Source organism: Sphaerospermopsis sp. LEGE 08334 (assembly GCF_015207205.1).
Classification (GTDB): domain Bacteria; phylum Cyanobacteriota; class Cyanobacteriia; order Cyanobacteriales; family Nostocaceae; genus Sphaerospermopsis.
Genome location: NZ_JADEXH010000112.1, coordinates 1 through 1,176, shown reverse-complemented (window position 1 = coordinate 1,176; position 1,176 = coordinate 1). Strand labels below are relative to the sequence as shown.

The 1,176-nt window shown below is 40.1% G+C and carries 1 protein-coding gene; it reads right to left on the bottom strand.

All coding sequences use genetic code 11. The features are described from left to right. Positions 1-42: 42 nt before the first annotated feature. A protein-coding gene (locus IQ237_RS25955; RefSeq protein ID WP_228020723.1) for an IS630 family transposase occupies positions 43-1,097 on the bottom strand; the annotation gives its coding sequence in 2 pieces (ribosomal slippage) (positions 43-702 and positions 705-1,097; 1,053 coding nt in all). Positions 1,098-1,176: the final 79 nt, after the last annotated feature.

The window sequence follows — 1,176 nt, the reverse complement described above, 5'->3', positions numbered from 1 at the left end:
TAAGTAAGTCGGCGGGGAAATTTATAACTATGTAACGGAAATTTAACAATTAGTATTATTGTTAAATTTAATACGTTCTGTACTATGTTTTCTGGTTTCTCCCCTAGCATTCACCCCATTGATAACGGCATAAGCAAGGTCTAACTCGTCCTCAAACATTTGTCCCGATAGCTCATCTTTTTTCAGATGCTGCCACTCCAATTCAATTGGGTTCATCTCTGAGCAATATTTAGGCAGAAAAAAGATGTATAAACCCTGACATTCCCACTTTGACCACAACTGTTTTACTTCTTGGCATCGGTGTATGGGACCGTTATCCTGTACTATTACTCTGATACGTCCCAATTTTTCTGCCTCTTGGGCTTCATGCTCCATCATTTGGATATAAGATTTGCGATTCACTCCGCCAATAACTAAGCCGTAAACAAAGCTGATTAAAGGTTGAAGAAGCCCAATTATGCTTAATCTGCGTCCACGACGCTTTGTTTGCTCTAAATGTTTTTGCTCACCTCGTTGGTAATATGTATAACTTGGCTCACTCCACATACAAAAACCTGATTCATCCAAATATTTCAGGTCTATTTCTCCCGCAGCGGCAGACAATTCCAACATATCTAAGTCTGCTTGCTTAATTTCTCTAGTTTTCGGGTCTTGTTTTCCTTTGTGGCTCTTTCTGGCTCGTTTCCAAATGACCCCCTTTTTTTGAGTACCCGTCTTAACCTATCGGGACTCATTTCAATTTGGCGTTCACTCTTGAGTTTTTCAGCTAGTTGACAGCTGTTATATGTTCGGGGTTCTTGTTTCAAGCATTCTTCCAGATAAACTATGTCTTCTTCTGTGTACTTGGTTTTTCCACCTCTACCTGGTAATTCCCAAAGTCCCTCCAGCCCTAGTTTCTGCCATTTATGTAATACTTCCCTGATTGTTTGTGGAGTCCAATTAAAATGATTTGCTATTTTTTCCACGTACCAACCATGTGCATTTAACCTCACTACCTCTGCTCGGTCTTTAACTTTCTGTGGCACATCCACAGTTCTCAGCTTTAACAGCATTTCGTCTTGCTTACGAGTTAAAAATACCCTCAAACGAGCACCCATATCTCTATCACCTTGGTAGATGTCTTCTCCGTATTTACTTATCTTTACATAGTTTGGTTTTCTCACGCCGACTTACTTA